Here is a 2,053-nt window from a genome sequence, read left to right as displayed (position 1 = left end):
TGCAGGAAGTGTTCACCGCGTACTACGGGCAGCGACTGCCCGCGGCGACGCCCTACCGCAGTTTTGTGACGTGGTTGGCGGGGCAGGATCGTGTTGCGGCGCAGCGGGCTTGGGGTGCGGCGCTCGATGGTTTCGACACGCCCACGCTGGTGGGTTCGCCGGCCTCGACAGGCCGTCGAGGTGTGGAGTCTTATCGGATATCTGAGGAGATCACCCGCTCGTTGACCGAGCTGGCCCGCGCACAACACACCACCGTCAATACCGTGCTGCAGGCGGCGTGGGCGCAGGTGCTGACATGGCTGACCGGTCAACACGATGTCGCCTTCGGCACAGCGGTATCAGGACGCCCCGCCGACTTGGCCGGGGCGGACTCGATAGTGGGTCTGCTGATCAACACCGTGCCGGTGCGCGCGAACATCACCGCGGCCACCACCGGCGCAGATCTGCTGGATCAGCTGCAACGAGCCCACAATGACACCGTTGAGTATGAGCATTTGGCGCTCAACGAGATTCACCATGCTGTCGGCCTCGACCGGCTCTTCGACACCTTGTTTGTGTATGAGAACTACCCGATCGACGCGGGTGCGTTGCTCGGTGTGCAGGAGTTGGCGATCACCGACTTCAGCAGTCGTGAATACAACCACTACCCACTGTCCGTCGTGGCCATGCCGGGCCACGAGTTGGGCCTGCGCGTCGAATTCGATACCGATGTTTTCGCGGTGGCCGATATCGAGACGGTGATCGACAGGCTGCGTCAGGTGTTGACGGCCATAACCGCCGACCCGGCGCGAAGGTTGTCCTCGATCGACCTGCTGGGCGAACCCGAACACGACAGGCTCGACCGGTGGGGTAACCGGGCGGTGTTGAACCGGCCCGAATCTGAGCTCGTCTCGATCCCGGCGCTGTTCGCTGCGCAGGTGGAGCGGGCCCCGGAAGCGATGGCGATTACCTGCGGCGAGCGGTCGTGGACGTACGGCGAATTAGATTCGACAGCAAACCGATTGGCGCATTACCTGGCGAGCCGCGGGGCAGGTCCGGGTGAGCGGGTGGCGCTGCTGCTTGCGCGCACGGGTGAGGCGATCGCGGCGATCCTTGCGGTGCTCAAGACGGGTGCGGCGTATTTGCCGATTGACCCGGCGCACCCCGATTCGCGGATCGAGTTCGTGCTGAGCGATGCCGCACCGATCGCCGCGGTCACGACGGCGGAGTTGTTGCCCCGGCTCGGGATGTCGAGTGTGCCCGCGATCGATATCAACGATCCTGCCGTGATGTCGCAGCCGGACACCGCGCTGCCCGCGCCCGCCGTGGACGATATCGCGTACATCATCTACACCTCGGGGACTACCGGTGCACCCAAGGGTGTGGCGGTCACCCATCGAAACGTCGCTCAACTGCTGGAATCCCTTGATGCCGAACTGGCTTTGGGGCAGGTATGGACGCAATGTCATTCCCTGGCCTTCGACTACTCGGTGTGGGAGATCTGGGGTGCGCTGCTGTACGGCGGCCGGTTGCTGATGGTGCCCGACGCGGTGGTGCGCTCGCCGGAAGACCTGCATGCCATGCTCGTCAGTGAGCAAGTCAGCGTCCTGAGTCAGACCCCGTCGGCGTTCTATGCCCTGCAGACCGCCGATGCGCTGCAGCCCGAGATGGGTCAACAGCTCAAGTTGCAGACGGTGGTCTTTGGTGGTGAAGCGCTTGAACCGCAGCGCCTTTCATCGTGGTTCGACAGTCACCCGGGATTGCCGCGCATGATCAACATGTACGGCATCACCGAGACGACAGTGCATGCCTCATTCCGGGAAATCGGTAACGGGGATGTCGAGAGCAACAGCAGTCCGATTGGCGTGCCGCTGGAGCATCTGGCGTTCTTCGTGCTGGACGGCTGGCTGCGACAGGTGCCGGTGGGCGTGGTCGGCGAGTTGTATGTCGCCGGTTCCGGGCAGGCAAATGGATACCTCGGCCGTTCGGATCTGACGACAACCCGGTTCGTCGCATGCCCATTCGGGGCTCCCGGCTCCCGGATGTACCGCACCGGAGATCTGGTGCAGTGGGG

1 protein-coding gene is annotated in these 2,053 nt (G+C 64.0%); it reads left to right on the top strand.

Annotated features, from left to right (window positions below):
* The coding region (locus FZI91_RS23570) for an amino acid adenylation domain-containing protein (protein ID WP_155941542.1) at nt 1-2,053 on the top strand (2,053 nt) is incomplete at both ends.

Source organism: Mycobacteroides sp. CBMA 271, from assembly GCF_009729205.1.
Classification (GTDB): Bacteria; Actinomycetota; Actinomycetes; order Mycobacteriales; family Mycobacteriaceae; genus Mycobacterium.
Note: the sequence above shows the minus strand (reverse complement) of the source record. Positions and strands in the feature narration are given on the sequence as shown.